The following is a 17843-nucleotide window of genomic DNA, read 5'->3' as shown; positions in this document are numbered from 1 at the left end:
CAATTCTCTCTCTGCCATAGCTGCATACTGCTTCTTTGAAAAGAAACCCGCCATTGACTTATGTTTCGTCAAGGACGGGCAACTTGCTATGTTTTGATTTATATCGAACTCACGTTAATATATGACAAGTCTGCTGCCTGTCGCTTAGCAGTTGGCTGCTTATCGCTTGGCAATGTTTCAGGAAGGGCTTATCCAAGAAGTAGTTCTTCTTATTATATATGAGACAGCCGTGTTGCACATAAAAAGTTTCAACCGCTTCAAAGTATAATTCGTATCTTTGCGCCGCTAACCGTTTTAAAGAAAGACAAATTTATGCTTACTTTCATATCCTGTGCCAAAACGATGGCATCCCATTGCCGTTTGTCCGTGCCCGATGTCACCATACCTGTCTTTGGGCAGGAAGCTTTGGAAACAGCTTTAGAGCTTGCCCAGTATTCCGCTTCCGAGCTGGGGGCGATGTTGCATGTCGGCGATAAGATTGCTGCCGAGAACCGTTTGCGTTTCCACGACTTCTGTTCCCCTTCCACGCCTTCCATGCCTGCCTTGTGTGCTTATACGGGGGCTGTTTTCAAGCGCATAGCCCCTTCGGACTTTTCGGCAGAGGATTTCCACTTTGCCCAGCAGCACCTGCTCATCACTTCCTTCCTCTACGGGCTGCTCCGTCCGCTGGATCTCATCAAACCTTATCGTTTGGAAGGTGGCGTGTGTCTGCCGGGCAAGGGAGGAATTTCGATGTTCGACTACTGGAAACCGCGGCTTACGGACTTCTTTATCGAGACAGTCAGAAACAGTGGAGGTATCTTGCTCAACCTGGCCAGCGGAGAGATGAAAGACCTGTTCTGCTGGAAGCAGGTAGAGCACGAGGTGCGGGTGGTTACGCCTGAGTTTCAAGTGTGGAAGGTCGGAAAGTTGAAGACAGTGACGGTTTATGCCAAGATGTGCCGCGGCGAGATGGTGCGCTACCTCATCAAGAACCGTGTGGACACACCCGATGCGATGCGTGATTTCACGTGGGAAGGCTTCCGGCTGGACGAGAGCCGTAGCACGGCAGACCACTGGCTCTTTACGTTGGCTTGAATGGCAATATTTATTGTTTTAACGTTGCTTTGTGAATACAAATTATTACTTTTGCGCATCAATAAGCGGTTGACTTATGAATAAAGACTGGATAGAAGACATCAAGAAAGCCTGCCAGGTGATGCAGGAGGGCGGTGTGATACTGTATCCCACTGACACCATCTGGGGAATAGGATGCGACGCCACCAATGAAGAGGCCGTGCGCCGCGTGTATGAGATAAAACATCGTGCCGACAGCAAGGCCATGCTGGTGCTGGTTGATTCGGCGATTAAGGTGGATTTTTATGTGCGGGATGTGCCCGATGTGGCATGGGACCTGATAGAAGTAGCAGACAAACCCCTGACCATCATTTATTCCGATGCCCGTAATCTGGCCCCCGGCCTTCTGGCCGAAGATGGGAGCGTGGGTATCCGGGTGACTCAGGAAGAGTTTTCCAAAGCCTTGTGCAATCGTTTCCGTAAGGCCATAGTATCTACTTCGGCCAATGTGAGCGGAGCACCTTCGCCCCGGACATTTGCCGAGATTAGTGAGGATATTAAGGAAGCTGTGGATTATATTGTTGAAGCCCGCCGCACGGAAAATACGCCAGCCAGTCCGTCTTCCATCATCAAGCTGGGCAAGGGCGGTGAAGTAAAAATCATCCGGCCATGAGCAAGGGAGAGCAAGTATATTATAATGAGAAAGGCTGGTTGCCCCGCCTCATCCATTGGCGCGAACAGAATATCAAGGAGAAGCAGTTTATCCTCATTCTCAGTTTCCTGGTAGGCATTTGTACAGCCTTGGCCGCGCTGGTTCTGAAGCAGTTGATTCATTGGATACAGTGGTTTCTTACAGACAATTTCGACACCACGGAGGCCAACTATCTTTATTTGGTTTATCCCGTCGTAGGTATTTTCCTTACCGGGTTGTTCGTGCGCCATGTGGTGAAAGACGACATCAGTCACGGTGTGACCAAGATTCTCTATGCCATTTCCCGAAGGCAAGGCCGCATAAAGCGCCACAATACCTGGTCGTCTATCATTGCCAGTTCCATAACCATAGGTTTCGGCGGTTCAGTAGGAGCCGAAGCCCCTATTGTGCTTACCGGTTCTGCCATAGGTTCTAACTTAGGTAGTATTTTCAAGATGGAGCACCGCACATTGATGCTGCTTGTGGGATGCGGGGCGGCAGGGGCAGTAGCCGGCATCTTCAAGGCACCTATCGCAGGGCTGGTGTTCACCTTGGAAGTACTGATGATAGACCTTACGATGACCTCTCTGTTGCCGTTGCTTATTTCATCGGTAACGGCGGCAACCTTATCTTATATAGTCACCGGGCAGGAAGCTTTATTCCGCTTTCATTTGGATCAGCCTTTCGAACTGGGCCGCATTCCCTATGTCATTATGCTGGGAGTGTTTTGCGGGTTGGTATCACTTTATTTCACGCGTGCCATGAGCAAGGTCGAAGGAATATTTGGACGGTTGGACAAGCCCTGGAAGAAACTCCTGTTGGGCGGCACCATGCTGAGTGTTCTTATCTTTCTTTTTCCTCCGCTTTATGGTGAAGGGTATGATACTATTGAGTTGTTATTGAACGGCGTGAGCGTAGCCGATTGGGACACGGTGATGAACAATTCTTTCTTCTATGGGCACAGCAATCTTTTGTTGCTCTACCTTTTGCTTATCATCGCTTTCAAGGTCTTTGCTTCCAGTGCCACTAATGGCGGCGGAGGGTGCGGTGGAATCTTTGCTCCTTCGCTTTATTTGGGGTGTATCGCCGGTTTTGTGTTTTCCCATTTCAGCAACGCTTTCGATGTTACCCCTTTTTTGCCCGAGAAGAATTTTGCGCTGATGGGTATGGCCGGTGTGATGAGCGGGGTAATGCATGCCCCGTTGACAGGTGTATTTCTCATTGCTGAACTGACTGGTGGTTACGACTTGTTCCTGCCGCTGATGATTGTTTCCGTCAGTTCCTACCTGACAATCATCGTATTTGAGCCTCATAGTATTTATTCCATGCGTCTGGCCAAGAAAGGCGAGCTGCTTACGCATAACAAAGACAAGTCTATTCTGACGCTGATGAAAATGGAGAATGTGGTGGAGACAGACTTTACTCCAGTACGTCCCGATATGGATTTGGGTGCTCTGGTCGGTGTTATTTCGCATGCACATCGCAACGTCTTTCCGGTACTTGACGCAGACCATCGCCTGCTGGGCATCCTTTTGCTGGACGATATACGCAACATCATGTTCAGGCAGGAGTTGTATCACCGGTTTACTGTGGGTAAGCTGATGACTTCTCCACCGGCGCGCCTCTATGATACAGACAGCATGGAGCAAGTGATGCGCACCTTTGATGATACGCAGGCCTGGAACTTGCCGGTAGTTGATGTAGACGGACATTATCTGGGCTTTGTATCGAAGTCGAAGATATTTAATTATTACCGTGAGGTGCTGGTACATTTCTCCGATGAGTAGTGTGAAGCCAAGAGGAAAGAAGAAAATTGTATGAACAGACAGAATAAGACAGAATAAGAATATGAAAAAAGAAGATTTGCGAATCGTATATATGGGCACGCCGGAGTTTGCGGTGGAGTCCTTACGCTGCCTCGTGGAGGGTGGTTATAACGTGGTAGGTGTCATCACAATGCCAGACAAGCCTGCCGGACGCGGGCATAAGTTGCAGTATTCTCCTGTCAAGCAATATGCTTTGGAACATGGGCTTCCTCTTTTGCAGCCTGAAAAACTGAAGGATGAAGCGTTTCTTGAACAGTTGCGTGCCTGGAAGGCCGATTTGCAGATAGTAGTCGCTTTCCGTATGTTGCCCCAGGTTGTATGGGCAATGCCCCGGTTGGGTACGTTCAATCTGCATGCTTCTCTTTTGCCCCAGTACCGCGGTGCTGCCCCCATCAACTGGGCCGTTATCAATGGTGAGGTAGAGACGGGCATAACAACTTTCTTCCTGAAGCAGGAGATTGATACGGGGGAAGTTATTCAGCAGGTGCGTGTTCCTATTGCCGATACCGATGATGTAGGGGCAGTGCACGACCGGCTGATGATGCTGGGCGGGAAACTGGTGACGGAGACCGTAGACGCAATTCTTAACAATACTGTAAGGACTATCCCCCAAGAGCAGATGCAGGTGACAGGTGAACTTCATGCCGCTCCTAAGATATTCAAGGAAACCTGCCGCATTGACTGGAACCGCCCCGTTAAACAAGTCTATGACTTCATACGTGGGCTCTCGCCTCATCCTACGGCTTGGACAGAGCTTCATCAGGAAGGGCAGGAACCGGTAGTGCTGAAGATTTATGAAAGCGAGAAGTTATCCCTTGCCCACGAATTTCCTGTAGGTACTGTCCAGACAGACGGGAAGACTTATTTGCGTGTAGCGGTACCCGATGGCTTCATTGGACTTCGTTCTTTGCAGTTGCCTGGCAAAAAGCGTCTTCGTGTAGACGAACTGCTGCGCGGATTCCGGTTAAGCGAGCCGGCCAAGGTTTTGTAATCCTCTTTCACGAACAGTTATTTATTCATCTCCTAATTCTTGATTATAACATGAATCCCCTGGTATCTCCCTCCATTTTGTCGGCCAATTTCAGTAACTTGGCTGAGGATATTGACATGTTGAACCGCAGTGAGGCCGACTGGTTGCATATAGACATCATGGATGGTGTCTTCGTACCGAATATATCTTTTGGCTTTCCCGTATTGAAACATGTGGCTGCATTGGCCGAAAAACCTTTGGATGTTCATCTGATGATTGTCCAACCTGAAAAGTTTATCTCCGAAGTAAAGGCTACAGGTGCTTATGTGATGAATGTACACTACGAAGCCTGCCCACATTTGCACCGTGTGGTGCAGCAGATTCGTGATGCGGGCATGCAGCCTGCCGTTACCATTAATCCGGCCACACCTGTATCTTTGCTGAAAGATATTGTAGGCGACCTCTATATGGTGCTTGTCATGGGTGTCAATCCTGGTTTTGGAGGCCAGAAATTCATCCCCCATACCATTGAGAAGGTGCGCGAGTTGCGTGACCTGCTGGACTCTTGCGGATCGCGTGCCTTGATTGAGGTGGACGGTGGAGTCAACCTACAGACTGGAGCTCGCCTGGTGGAGGCGGGAGCCGATGTCCTGGTGGCAGGCAATGCAGTCTTTTCGGCTCCTGACCCCATGGAAGCAATAGCTGCATTGAAGAGTCTCTGACCACAGCTGTCCTTGCCGTGTATTCCCATATTTGGCAGAAGTATCCCTTCCTGCGGCTTTTGATACCACTGGTTGTTGGAATTGTGTGCGGGGATGCCTTCCCGCACGCCCTTCCGTGGCGTTTCTTTGGGGTAGTTGCTGTCGCTCTTACGGTCGCCTTGTATGTATGCCATCGGTATAGCTTGCAGCAGGTATATGGGGTATGGGCTTTTGTCTTATTGGGGCTTGTCGGTTATCAGGGAGCAGCTTGTGCATGGGAAGCAACCTATTATGACTTATCTTCGCCGAAGGCCTGTTATAAAGTGCGTATCTGCGATTGGCCGGAAGAAAAAAAACGCAGCATTCTTTGTCCGGTACATGTGCAGGGTGTCTTTGTGGATGACACGTTGCAGACAGATGTCCGGCAACCGATGTTTCTGCTTTATTTCCATAAAGATTCATTGTCGGCCCGTTTGATGCGGGGAGATGAACTGTTGGTGCAGACACATCTAACCCAGCCGCGTAATTGGGGAGATTTTGACTACGCCCGTTTCCTTCGCAGGAAGGGAGTGAGCGGGACGGGGTATGTGCCTGCCGGTCGTTGGAGGGTATTGGGTAATGACTCGGCACGCACCCTTCGGCAGATAGCTTTGGACTACCGGGAACAGGTCGTGGGACTGTATCATCGGTTGGGGTTTCAGGGAGATAATCTGGCGGTACTTGCTGCACTGACCGTGGGCGACCAGAGTGATTTGAGTGAAGAGATTGTGAAGACCTATTCTGTTGCGGGTGCCAGCCATGTCTTGTCCTTGTCTGGTCTGCACATTGGTTTTCTATATGCCCTGTTGTGGTGGATGTTACGTCCTTTTTGGGCGCGTTGGCGTTGGCTGAAGCCTTTTCTGCTTTTATTTCTGGTAGCGGCTTTGTGGGGCTTTGCTTTTTTCACGGGATTGGCTTCGCCGGTAGTGCGTTCAGTCATAATGGCATCTTTTGTAGCCTTGACATCCTTCTGCTCTTCGAAGCTGCTGACCATAAACTCCTTGGCTGCTACGGCCTTCCTAATGTTGCTGGTTCGTCCTTTGTGGCTGTTCGATGTCAGTTTCCAACTGTCTTTTCTTTCGTTGGCGGCAATTCTTGTGTTTCAGCCTCCATTGTATGCCTGCTGGACGCCACAAAGCCGGATACTCCGCTACGTGTGGGGATTGATAACGGTGTCTGTGGCGGCACAGATAGGCTGCGCCCCTTTGGTGATGTTGTATTTTTCTCAGTTTCCTACACATTTTCTTTTGAGCAATCTGCTGGTAGTGCCTTTATCTTCCCTGATTCTTTATGCGGCGGTTGTGTTGCTGGCACTTACTCCGCTCCCTGGATGGCAAACAGGTTTTGTGCCTGTAGTGGAGAGCCTGTTGAACTGGCAGAATGGAGGATTGAAACTGATTGAGAATTTGCCTTTCTCTTCGCTCGACCAGCTGGAGGTAAGCGTGGTCGATGTGTGGCTGTTTTACCTTTTTCTGGCCCTGCTTTGGTTTTGCCTGCACCGTTTCACTTTTCGGAGAGTTTGTGCGGCATTATTGGCATTGTTGGCTTGTGTGGTGTAAGGAGGCAGCGGCCCGGCGCATTGACACTTGTCCGATAAACCGTCGTCCTTATCTGTTGGAAGCAGATTGCCAAGCGCTAAGAAGCAAATTGCCAAGCACTAAGAAGTAGATTGCCAAGCACTAAGAAGCAGATTGCTAAGCGATAAGGAGCAAAGGCCTGTGTGCCAGTAATATAACTGGTCGTTCTAAATCGGAAGCTTCTTGCGGTGATATTTCTGCACTAATCGTTTGGGGAGTGTTGCAAAGCTGTGGATAAGGGCATGTCGGGCACTCACTTGTGCTTATCCTGCCGAAAAGTTTCAATCATTTCTTTCTTCCCTTATTCTGAAGTCTAAACTTTTTTGTAATTTTGCTCCTTCTTTCTATGGTATGTTTAAATAATAACGAAGAATTTATCTATTATGCTGAGTAAGATAATTAGGCAAGCGGATATAGACCACTTCAGTAAATGGCTGGAACGTGCAGAGAAGATGGTTATCGTATCCCATATATCTCCCGACGGAGATGCCATCGGCTCTTCCTTAGGTTTGTGGCATTTCCTTAATTCTCAGGAAAAGACCGTGAATGTCATTGTTCCCAATGCCTTTCCCGATTTCCTGAAATGGATGCCGGGAAGCAAGGATATTCTGCTGTATGACAAATATAAGGAGTTTGCCGACCAGCTTATAGCCGAGGCCGATGTCATTTGTTGTCTCGACTTTAACGCCATTCATCGCATTGATGCGATGGGCGAGGCGGTGTTGGCTTCGCCTGCAAGGAAAATCCTTATCGATCATCATCTGGACCCGGAGCCTTTCTGTCGGATAACCATCTCCCATCCGGAGATTTCTTCCACCTCCGAGCTGGTATTCCGTCTTATTTGCCGGATGGGATATTTTAACGAAATTACCAAGGAGGGCGCCGAGTGTATTTATACAGGCATGATGACAGATACGGGTGGTTTCACCTACAACTCGAACAATCGGGAGATTTATTTCATTATCAGCGAGCTTTTGTCGAAGGGTATTGATAAGGATGATATCTATCGCAAGGTATTCAATACCTATTCAGAAAGCCGCCTGCGCCTGATGGGGTATGTACTGACACAGATGCGTGTTTATACAGATTGCAACGCAGCACTCATCTCGTTGACTAAGAAAGAACAACGCCGGTTTAACTACATTCGGGGGGATAGCGAGGGATTTGTCAATATTCCGTTGAGCATTAAGAATGTGGTGTTCTCGTGTTTTCTGCGTGAAGATACCGAGAAGCCGATGATTAAGATTTCCTTGCGCTCAGTAGGCAAGTTCCCCTGCAATCAGGTAGCTTCGGAGTTTTTTAACGGGGGCGGACATCTCAATGCTTCGGGGGGTGAGTTTTACGGAACGATGGATGAAGCACGTGAAGTATTCGAAGCTGCTTTGAATAAATATAAGCCCTTGCTTACGGCTCAACCTTAAAAAAACAATGGGGAAAGGTTAAAAGATACGAACATTCGGGGTATATCCCTTAATCTTTGCGTGAAATCAGATACTTTTGCCACGCAATTACCAATAAAAAGAAATGAAGAAACTGACTTTGTTATTTTTGCTCTTGATGGCTGTATGTGCGGCCTTCCAGGCCTGTGACGACACCATGACCTATGCCGAGATGAAAGAGAGGGAAGACAATGCCATTGATGCCTTTATACGCGACAGCAACATCGTGGTGATTTCCCAGTCGGAGTTTTATGCGCAAGATTCCATGACTGATGTCAGTCGGAATGAATATGTGCAGCTGGCAAGTGGTGTTTATATGCAGATAGTCGATAAGGGCATCGAAGGCGATACGGTAAAAAACAACGATGAAATCATCGTCCGCTTTAGCGAATATAATGTATTGAATAATTATCTTACTTATTCTAATCTGGAAGTCCCCTACATGACAGATGGTTTCCGTTATATGGTGACCTCTTCTTCGATTGCAGGCATTTTCCTGATAGAATCCGAAACAGGATACGCCAGCTATTATTCCTACAATATATTGGGAGGAAGCACAGCAGTGCCTGCCGGTTGGCTGGTGCCTTGGGACTATATCTACAATAAGGCGCACGTCAAGCTTATTGTGCCTTCCGATATGGGAACACAGAATGCCATGAGTTCCGTGGTCCCCTATTATTATGATATACGTTATCAGATTTATTAATATGAAGTGAAGTTATCCTCTAATCCATATTTATTTATGACACTTATTAAATCTATTTCAGGCATCCGCGGAACCATCGGCGGACAGGCGGGTGAGGGACTTAATCCGCTGGACATTGTGAAATTTACTTCAGCTTATGCTACACTGATTCGTAAGACGTGTACCGTAAAGAGCAACAAAATAGTAGTGGGACGTGACGCGCGTCTTTCCGGCGAGATGGTGAAGAATGTGGTGACAGGTACCCTGATGGGTATGGGTTGGGACGTGGTAGATATTGACTTGGCTTCTACGCCCACTACCGAACTGGCCGTGACCATGGAAGGAGCCAGTGGAGGCATTATTCTTACCGCGTCGCACAATCCCAAGCAGTGGAATGCCCTGAAGCTGTTGAATGAGCGCGGAGAATTCCTTAACAAAGAAGAAGGAAACGAAGTACTTCGCATTGCCGAAGCTGAAGCTTTTGAATATGCTGAAGTGGACAAGTTGGGAACTTATCGCAAAGACCTATCCTACAATCAAAAGCACATAGACAGCGTATTGGCTTTGGAGTTGGTGGACGTGGAGGCTATACGCAAGGCCAATTTCCGTGTAGCTATCGACTGCGTGAATTCCGTAGGCGGTATCATACTGCCCGATTTATTGAACCAGTTGGGTGTGCAGCATGTGGAGAAACTTTATTGCGAGCCTACAGGCAATTTCCAGCATAATCCTGAACCCTTGGAGAGAAACCTTGGTGATATCATGGGACTGATGGCGCAGGGAAATAACGATGTGGCTTTTGTTGTGGACCCCGATGTAGACCGACTGGCTATTATCTGTGAGGACGGTCGTATGTACGGTGAAGAATATACACTGGTCAGTGTGGCTGACTATGTGCTGAAGCATACACCGGGCCCTGCTGTGTCTAACCTCAGTTCTACCCGTGCCCTGCGTGATGTGGCAGCCCGCTACGGACAGCCCTATTATGCTTCAGCTGTAGGTGAGGTGAATGTTACTACCAAGATGAAGGAGGTAGGAGCCGTAATTGGCGGTGAAGGCAATGGAGGAGTTATCTATCCTGCCAGTCACTACGGACGCGATGCTTTGGTGGGTATCGGTCTTTTCCTTAGTCATTTGGCGCACGAGGGCAAGAAGGTAAGCGAATTGCGTGCCACATATCCGGCTTATTTCATGGCCAAGAACCGTGTAGACTTGACACCTGATACCGATGTAGATGCTATTCTGGCTAAAGTGAAGGAGCTTTATAAGAACGAGCAGATTACTGATATTGACGGAGTAAAGATTGATTTCCCCGACAAGTGGGTGCACTTGCGCAAGAGCAATACGGAACCCATCATCCGTGTATATAGCGAGGCACATACTCAGGAAGAAGCCGAAGAGATTGGCCGCCAAGTGATGAAAGTGATTGAGGAGTTAGCCCGTTAATTGAGCTTATATACCTTTTCAAATAGAAAGACGATGCAGATTTCAGGGATGGCCGCTGAATCTGCATCGTCTTTTTCTGTCAGGAGGTAAAAGGGGAAGGACTGGAAAATCAGATAGGATGCGACGGGTTGCTGCCCCAGGCAAGTATCTTTTCTGCTTCTGTTTCGAAGTTGGGGGTAAAGATGCCCTGACCCAGATTCGCCCGGATTTCTTCTACCGGCCAGAAGCGCCCGCCGTCCAGTTCGTCCGAAGGAGAAACGGGACCATCATAGACCGTGCGGAAGGTAAAGACCAATTCGCGTTCGCGGTCAGATTCGAATACATAATGTGTCACGGGCTGTGGTGTGAAGTCGGTGATGCCTAACTCTTCGCGTACTTCGCGTTGCAAGGCTTGTTCTACACTTTCGCCAAGGTCGACGTGTCCGCCTACGGCTGTGTCCCATTTGCCGGGTTGGATGTCTTTCCAAAGAGGTCGTCGTTGCAGGTAGAGTTCTCCTTGCGAGTTAAATACATGCAAATGTACTACGGGATGTAGCAGTTTGCTTCCGTTGTGGCATTCCCCGCGGGTAGCAGCACCGAGAATGTTACCTTCTTCGTCTACCACGGGAAAGAGTTCCTGGTTATTGTCTTGTTTCATAATAGTCAATAATTATGGTACCAGCAGCGACGAGTCTCCATAGCTCAAGAAGCGGAAATCGTGTTTCAGCGCATAGTTATATATTGTGCGCCAGTCGTTGTGTACGAAAGCCGATACGAGCAGTAGCAAGGTACTTTGTGGCTGGTGGAAGTTTGTTACCATGGCTTTTACTATCTTATAATCGTAGCCTGGTGCAATGATTATCTGGGTGCTCGTGTGCAGGGTTTCCAATCCGTGTCGGTCCAGATAAGCAAGCACGGCAGAGAGAGCCTGGGTGGCAGGGGTAGCCAGTTCGTCAGGAGAGCATTCATAAGGTTGCCACTGGCGTACGGTCAGCTCTTCGTCGGAGGCATCAGGATGCTTCATCAGAGTGAGCCCGATGTGGTAGAGGCTCTCCAGCGTGCGCACCGAAGTAGTTCCTACGGCGATGGCCTGTCCGCCGTGAGCTATGAGCCTGGCGATGGTGTGGCGTGATACGGAGATATATTCCGTGTGCATCTCATGTCCTTCAATCTCTTCACTTTTTACTGGTCGGAAGGTGCCTGCGCCCACGTGCAGTGTCAGTTCTTCCAGTTCTATCCCTTTTTCTTTCAGTGCATCGAGCACGCGGGGCGTGAAGTGCAGTCCAGCAGTAGGTGCGGCTACCGAGCCTTTTATCTTCGAATACACCGTCTGATAAGTTTCCAAGTCGCTCGCTTCCGTCTTGCGGTTGAGGTAGGGAGGGATAGGCAGTTCGCCGAACACTTCAAGTATGTCGGCAAAGCTCACCTGGCTGTTGTTCCACTCGAAGTCTACCCGGTGGCTGGTTCCCCGGCATTCGCCACGTGTGGCACTTAGCGTAACGTTCATTCCTTTTACTGTCATTTCGCGGTGTAGCGTTCCCTCTTTCCATTTCTTCAGGTTGCCTATCAGACAGAGCCAAGATACGTGTCCCGTCTGCTGGAAGTTGAGTGCATAGTCGTGAGGCTCCAGCGGTTCCAGGCAGAACACTTCGATGAACGCGCCTGTGTCTTTACGGAAGTGCAGACGTGCCTGGATGACCTTGGTGTTGTTGAATACCATCAGGGCGCCTGCAGGGATGTATTGCGGGAGGTGGTAAAAATGGTCCTCGCTTACTTCTCCGTGGCGGTAAAGTAAGAGTTTGGATTCGTCGCGCACGGGTAAGGGGAACTTGGCAATGCGTTCGTCCGGCAGGTTGTAGGAAAAGTCACTGATGCGGATATGTTTCGGGTCTTGAGTCATAGTTTTTTGATTTGAGGCACAAAGGTAGGAATAATTCCGTATCTTTGCGCCGTTATTTACAGAGAAGTGGTTGTAAACTTTTGAACCCCTGAATGCTGCTTGTGATATACAGATTGGTATTCTATTGATAAGCAGTAAGTTATCTCTTATATATAACAAGCTCGCTGCTTGTGGCTTAGGAGTTTGCTGCTTATAGCTTGGAAGTTTGCTGCATAGCCTGGAACATTTTTCATGAAAAAAATAGTCCGGGTGGCAGGCATATACAATAAGTAGTGTAGCATGGAGTGTTTAAATCATGGCAAATAAAAACAGATAAGATAAAAACAAGAAGATTATGAAGATAGGTGACAAAGTGCGTTTTTTAAGCGAAGTAGGCGGAGGTCGCGTGTCGGGCTTCCAGGGTAAAGACATTGTGCTGGTGCAAGACGAAGACGGCTTCGACATCCCCATGCCCGTGCGTGAGTGTGTGGTAGTGGAAACAGACAACTACAACATTCCTACACCAGCCGACAAAGTTCGGCGGAGAGAGGAACAAACTGCTTCCAAACCTCAAGCTCAGCCTTTGGTACAGCCACGTGAGCAGCCTCAAGTGTCAGTCTATCGTCAGCCCGAGGTTCGTGGAGGAAACGTTCTCAATGCTTACCTGGCTTTTGTGCCTATCGACATTAAGTCGGTAAGCACTACACCTTTTGAGGCTTATCTGGTGAACGATTCCAACTACGACCTATTTTATACCTATCTCGTGGCCGAAGGTAAGGCTTGGAGCGTGGTCAGTCATGGGTTGGTAGGCCCCAACGAGAAATATCTGTTGGAAGAATTTGAGAAGGCAGCTTTGAACGAACGCGAGCGTGTGTGTGTGCAATTGGTGGCATTCAAGGAACGCAGTTCGTTTGCTTTGAAGCCAGCTGTGTCGGTAGAACTGCGTATAGACGTGGTGAAATTCTACAAGCTGCACACTTTCCAACCCTCCGATTTCTTTGAGACGCCAGCCCTTATCTACGACTTGGTGCGCAACGACCAGCCGGCACGGCAGATTATTGTCGATGCCCGCGAGCTTCAGCAGGCCATGACCCGGAAGAAGTCGGCGGATGCTTCGGGCAATGCGCAGCAGACATCCAAGTCGAAACCCAATCCCGACCCGAGGAAAGACCTCGTGGAAGTAGACCTTCACATTGATGCTTTGCTGGACGATACGAGAGGCATGACGCCCGGCGAGATGCTGCAATACCAGCTTGCGAAGTTCCGTGAGGTCATGGAGAAATACCGTCAGAAGCATGGACAACGCATTGTCTTCATTCACGGCAAGGGCGAAGGCGTGTTGCGCAAGGCTGTGCTGGACGAGTTGAAGCGTAAGTATCCTGCCTGCAAAACCCAGGATGCGTCGTTTCAGGAATATGGTTTCGGTGCTACCTTGGTGACGGTATACTGATAAATTCCTGAAAGTTGCACAGAACAGCTCTATAGAGTAGTAGCTTTCTACTCTATGGAGTAATTATTTGCCTTCGTAGGCATACATATTTAATATATATATGATATAGTTGATTATGATGAACAGACGAGATATGGGCCGCTTTGCGTGTCCGGTTCCCTTCCGCTCTTCAATTTCTGTGGCTGTCCTGTTCCTGCTGATGTGGCTTCCGCTTGTGGTGTCATGCCACCGCGGTCAACAGTCGGCAACATCTGTAAGCGAATCATTGTGTTTTGATGCATTTCTCCGTACCTGTTCCGATTCCATCTCGTTGGTCCCGAGGCAAGTGCGCACAGAAGCATTGAATCGGATGCGGCGGTGCCAGGACAGCTTAGTAGCCTATCAATACCTCTCTGTGGCACTAAAGACATGTCTTGTGACTTTCGACCTCGATTCTGCCCGTCTTCTAATTAATGAGATAGAAGATTATGTACGTCGTGCTCCCGCTTCGCCCCGTCTTGCTGATTTGTTGTCAGAATGTCTCAACACCAAAGGTAATGTTTTTGCCCGCACAGGCTATATGGATTCGGCTACCGCCTGCTTCTATCGGTCTGGTCTGCTCCTGATGCAGGGCTCCCGTACGGAATCTCTGCCCGATGTGCTCATCAATCTGGCCGATGCCTATAACCGTCAGGGCAAGTTGGATAGCAGCGCTTATTGGTACCGCCGCGCTCTTCTGTTGTGCGATTCATTGGGACTGGTCTCCCGGCGCAAAGTTCCTATCTACTATGGGCTTGCCCAGATATATTCTTCGCTGCGGGTTTTCGGGCAGTGCGACCATTACTATGACCTGGCTGCTTCTTACTATGACCAGATGCTTCCTTTTGAGAAACATTTTTACCTGAACAATCGCGGTACCACTTATTATTATCGTGGCGATTTACTTACGGCACGTGACTATTTTCTCCGCGCCTTGGATCTTACCGACGATTATCCGGACATGCTTTATGAAGTAAATCTGAGCCGCATCAATCTCAGCGACTGTTACTTGGGACTTGGTCAACCCGATTCCGCAGAACGTTACCTTGGTTTGTGTGAGCCTTTCTTCCGCGCTACAAGTGTGTCTACTGCCCTCTACTATTTGGATACGCAACACATTCAGTTGGCACTTTTGCGTGGCAACCTTCCTGAAGCGGCCCGTTTTATAGCCCATTCTGTTACTCCGCCAGATGTTGATCCCGATCTGATACATATACGTAACCGATATCTGCGGCGTTATTACCGGGCAATAGGCGACTATCGTACGGCTTATCATAACCTGGAGAAGGATTTGCAACTCGATGATTCCATCCGTAATGAACGTGTCCGCATGCGTATAGCCGACCTGACTTTACGCTACCAGCAAGATTCTACGCTAATGGCTCATCGGCTGTTGTTGCAGGAACAGCAGACCGAAATGTTCCGTTTGCGTCAGACGCGCTTTATTGGGTTGGCTTTCGGAGCATTGGCTCTGTTGGCAGCTCTTTTTGTCTATCTCTATAACAAGAAAAAGCGGGCTCTTCTTCTGGCACAGGGTAGGCGCACGGTGTCTTCTCTACGTTTGGAGAATATCCGCAACCGTTTGTCGCCGCATTTTATTTTCAATATACTTAACCAGTTAATGTCGGGTATCGCTCCTTCCCAGCGTCAGAGGCTTTCGTCACTGGTCAAACTGATGCGCCGCAATCTGGAACTGGCCGATCAGCTTTGTGTCACGCTGGATGAAGAACTTGATTTTGTACGTACTTATCTGGAGTTGGAGCGTCAGGCTCTGGGTCCGGCATTCCATTTCAGCATAGATATAGCTCCTGAAGTTTGTCCCGACCGGGTGATGCTGCCTTCTATGCTTCTACAGATTCCTGTCGAAAATGCGCTGAAACACGCATTGAAAGATAAGGACGGGGAACGTTTGCTTTGGATAGCAGTGTCTGCCAGCCAGGAAGGGACCGATATTCGTATTACCGATAATGGCGGAGGTTACCGTGCGGATAGCGTCAGGCGTGGTACGGGTACTGGCATGAAAGTAATTATGCAGACCATTCAGATATTGAATCAGAAAAACCGGCAGTCTATTGATATTTCGGTCCATAACGTATCTTTGCCTTCGGGAGATACAGGTTGCGAGGTTGCTTACCGCTTACCCAGCCAGTATGATTACCAGATTTAGTGAGACTTTTTAATCCTTATTTTAATATGGATAGCCTTCTATTCTGCCGTATAGTTCGTTTTTTAGCTTTTCGATCTTGCCCGAACGCAATATAATCTTTATATTCGCTGTCTGAAAATAGGACACAAGCATACTAATATGGATAAATATAAAGTAGTCATAGTAGATGATGATGAGCTTTCTCTGGAGAACTTGACTTTTGCTCTGGCAAAGGATGAACGTTTCTCTGTGGAGGGAATTGCTCATAATGCCAGGCAAGGAAAGAAGCTGATAGTCCAGATACGGCCGGACTTGCTTTTCTTGGATATGGAGTTGCCGGATATGACAGGAATGCAGCTTCTGCAGGAGATGCGTGACGATTTGTCGCGTACCATGCGGATTGTGTTCTATACAGCATACGATAAATATATGATTCAGGCCATCCGTGAGGCTGCTTTTGATTATCTGCTGAAACCTTTCGATGATCAGGAGTTGAAAGATATATTAGATCGCTTTGTGAAACAGGCGACTGCTTTGAAGCCGGAGCCTCTTTTTTCTAATGTGCCGGTGTCTTCGAGGCAGACCTTCATCGTTTTTACGCCTACCAACGACATGCGTGCCTTGCGTCCTTCGGAAATAGGTTTCTTCCGCTATTGTTCAGAACGTAAACAGTGGGAGGTTATTCTGAATAACCAGCCTCCTTTGGCTTTGCGCCGTGGTATGACGGCAGAGCAGATTACTCAATTTTCTCCCTGTTTTGTACAGATACACCAGTCGTACATTATTAATATTGACTATCTTATGATAATAAAGGAAAGCAAATGTCTGCTTTATCCTCCATTTGATAAAGTAACAGAGTTGCTGGTATCCCGCAAATATAAAAAAGAACTGCAAGAACGCTTTTGCTTGTGAAAGTAGAGCGGATATTATAATTTGGTTAGGGAGTTGACACTGACTTTTACAAGTGTCGACATAAAAAGAGGGCGTATCAAATTGATGAGATTTGGTATGCCCTCAATTTTTTCCCATGAAGGCTTCCTACATGCTTCCGGCAACTGAGTTCTGAACCTGTTCCTGGAATATCGGATTCTCGGCGTGTGTATATGTAATGATACACACAAGGTTATGGAAAGAGAACGGTTGGTTTGAGGTTATAATTCCGGAAGGGTATTGGGGGAGATATATAATTTGTTATATATCAACAGCCTGCAGATTTTCCTCGTGGTATGACAAAACTCCAGCCAATGAAAGCCTGGGGCTTTGTTTCATACGTTTTCGGCAAGTTATAAAAAGAGGGGTATCTGCATGTCGATACCCCTCTTTTTGCATATAAACCAAATAGTTTGTTGTCGTTCTTACTTGATTTCGATACCTTTGTTTTGAAGTGTAAGGTTCAGAATCTTTGTGTAGTCAGCATATTGCTTCTCGTTCAAGGCCTTCTTCATCAACTTCAAGTTGCCATAGATGGCGTTGTGAAGCAATTCTTTCTGATTCTTCTTGGAAGTGTTGGCACGCTTCATCTGTTCGTTGAAGAAGTCACAGATGTTGGCCACTTCTTCGTGTTGGTTACCGCTTAGTTGCAGATAACGGCTCAGCTTCTCTACGTTAATGTTTCCTTCCCACTTTTCGGTAGTCGGTTGGTTTCCTGCTGCAAAACTTGCAGTTGTCAGGCAGAGTGCTGCCACTAAAGTCATTCCAAAACGTTTCATAATACCTACTTTTTTAATTGTTAACCTAAAAACTAAATCTTTATGCAAAGCTAATACCTATTGAAAGGTCTTACTCTTTCTTTTTACCGATGCAAATATACGAGTATGTTTTATAACACAAAAATGAATGGTGAAAAAACTGCATGTTACCCCTCTATTTCTTGATATTTGTCAATTAGAGCGTGTGAAAATGGGCGTTTGTATTCGTTTATGTAATCAATTTGTAATACAA

General features: G+C 47.9%; 15 protein-coding genes and 1 pseudogene. 13 read left to right on the top strand and 3 right to left on the bottom strand.

Features of this window, described 5'->3' with window-relative positions; all coding sequences use genetic code 11:
- The 10 genes and pseudogenes from B5F34_RS17845 to glmM form a co-directional block, all read left to right on the top strand.
- A pseudogene (locus B5F34_RS17845) lies at positions 1-97 on the top strand (IS982 family transposase); the annotation flags it as partial.
- Positions 98-312: 215 nt separating this feature from the next.
- Positions 313-1077 (top strand): YaaA family protein, encoded by a 765-nt coding sequence (locus B5F34_RS06055; RefSeq protein ID WP_087336126.1) that lies wholly within the window; start codon positions 313-315, stop codon positions 1075-1077.
- A 76-nt stretch (positions 1078-1153) separates the two neighbouring features.
- Positions 1154-1729, top strand: coding sequence for an L-threonylcarbamoyladenylate synthase (locus B5F34_RS06050; protein WP_087336124.1), 576 nt, complete (start codon positions 1154-1156; stop codon positions 1727-1729).
- Positions 1726-3534: a chloride channel protein gene (locus B5F34_RS06045; RefSeq protein WP_087336122.1), complete on the top strand. Its 1809-nt coding sequence runs from the start codon at positions 1726-1728 to the stop codon at positions 3532-3534. Before B5F34_RS06050 ends, B5F34_RS06045 begins: the two co-directional genes overlap by 4 nt.
- Positions 3535-3595: 61 nt before the next feature.
- The gene (gene fmt / locus B5F34_RS06040; RefSeq protein WP_087336120.1) at positions 3596-4564 is read left to right on the top strand and encodes a methionyl-tRNA formyltransferase; all 969 of its coding nucleotides are present in this window, start codon (positions 3596-3598) and stop codon (positions 4562-4564) included.
- A 50-nt stretch (positions 4565-4614) separates the two neighbouring features.
- Positions 4615-5265, top strand: coding sequence for a ribulose-phosphate 3-epimerase (gene rpe / locus B5F34_RS06035; protein ID WP_087336119.1), 651 nt, complete (start codon positions 4615-4617; stop codon positions 5263-5265).
- A gap of 17 nt (positions 5266-5282) precedes the next feature.
- Positions 5283-6842 (top strand): ComEC/Rec2 family competence protein, encoded by a 1560-nt coding sequence (locus B5F34_RS06030; protein WP_087336117.1) that lies wholly within the window; start codon positions 5283-5285, stop codon positions 6840-6842.
- A gap of 401 nt (positions 6843-7243) precedes the next feature.
- Positions 7244-8281, top strand: a complete 1038-nt coding sequence (locus B5F34_RS06025; protein WP_087336115.1) for a bifunctional oligoribonuclease/PAP phosphatase NrnA — start codon at positions 7244-7246, stop codon at positions 8279-8281.
- Between the two features lie 103 nt (positions 8282-8384).
- On the top strand, positions 8385-9005 hold the full coding sequence (locus B5F34_RS06020; RefSeq protein WP_087336112.1) for a DUF4827 domain-containing protein: 621 nt from the start codon (positions 8385-8387) through the stop codon (positions 9003-9005).
- Positions 9006-9041: 36 nt separating this feature from the next.
- Positions 9042-10430 (top strand): phosphoglucosamine mutase, encoded by a 1389-nt coding sequence (gene glmM / locus B5F34_RS06015; protein WP_087336110.1) that lies wholly within the window; start codon positions 9042-9044, stop codon positions 10428-10430.
- 109 nt (positions 10431-10539) lie between these two features.
- Here the strand turns inward: glmM and B5F34_RS06010 are convergent, their stop codons facing one another.
- Both B5F34_RS06010 and B5F34_RS06005 read right to left on the bottom strand, forming a co-directional pair.
- Positions 10540-11067 carry an NUDIX domain-containing protein gene (locus B5F34_RS06010; RefSeq protein ID WP_087336107.1) on the bottom strand — a complete coding sequence of 176 codons (528 nt, stop codon included), beginning with the start codon at positions 11065-11067 and terminating at the stop codon, positions 10540-10542.
- A 12-nt stretch (positions 11068-11079) separates the two neighbouring features.
- A complete protein-coding gene (locus B5F34_RS06005; RefSeq protein ID WP_087336105.1) occupies positions 11080-12309 on the bottom strand; it encodes an S-adenosylmethionine:tRNA ribosyltransferase-isomerase in 1230 nt (409 codons plus the stop codon).
- Positions 12310-12643: 334 nt separating this feature from the next.
- Between B5F34_RS06005 and B5F34_RS06000 the strand changes: the two genes are divergently transcribed.
- From B5F34_RS06000 to B5F34_RS05990, 3 genes are all read left to right on the top strand, one after another.
- Positions 12644-13738 (top strand): DUF2027 domain-containing protein, encoded by a 1095-nt coding sequence (locus B5F34_RS06000; RefSeq protein WP_087336103.1) that lies wholly within the window; start codon positions 12644-12646, stop codon positions 13736-13738.
- A gap of 115 nt (positions 13739-13853) precedes the next feature.
- Positions 13854-15923 carry a histidine kinase gene (locus tag B5F34_RS05995; RefSeq protein ID WP_239448835.1) on the top strand — a complete coding sequence of 690 codons (2070 nt, stop codon included), beginning with the start codon at positions 13854-13856 and terminating at the stop codon, positions 15921-15923.
- A 138-nt stretch (positions 15924-16061) separates the two neighbouring features.
- The gene (locus B5F34_RS05990; protein ID WP_087336101.1) at positions 16062-16814 is read left to right on the top strand and encodes a LytTR family DNA-binding domain-containing protein; all 753 of its coding nucleotides are present in this window, start codon (positions 16062-16064) and stop codon (positions 16812-16814) included.
- Between the two features lie 443 nt (positions 16815-17257).
- Here B5F34_RS05990 and B5F34_RS05985 read toward each other — a convergent pair whose 3' ends face one another.
- Positions 17258-17611: a hypothetical protein gene (locus tag B5F34_RS05985; RefSeq protein ID WP_087336099.1), complete on the bottom strand. Its 354-nt coding sequence runs from the start codon at positions 17609-17611 to the stop codon at positions 17258-17260.
- Positions 17612-17843 lie beyond the last annotated feature (232 nt).

The sequence above is a fragment of the Mediterranea sp. An20 genome, from assembly GCF_002160055.1.
GTDB classification, from domain to species: domain Bacteria; phylum Bacteroidota; class Bacteroidia; order Bacteroidales; family Bacteroidaceae; genus Bacteroides; species Bacteroides avicola.
Note: the sequence above shows the minus strand (reverse complement) of the source record. Positions and strands in the feature narration are given on the sequence as shown.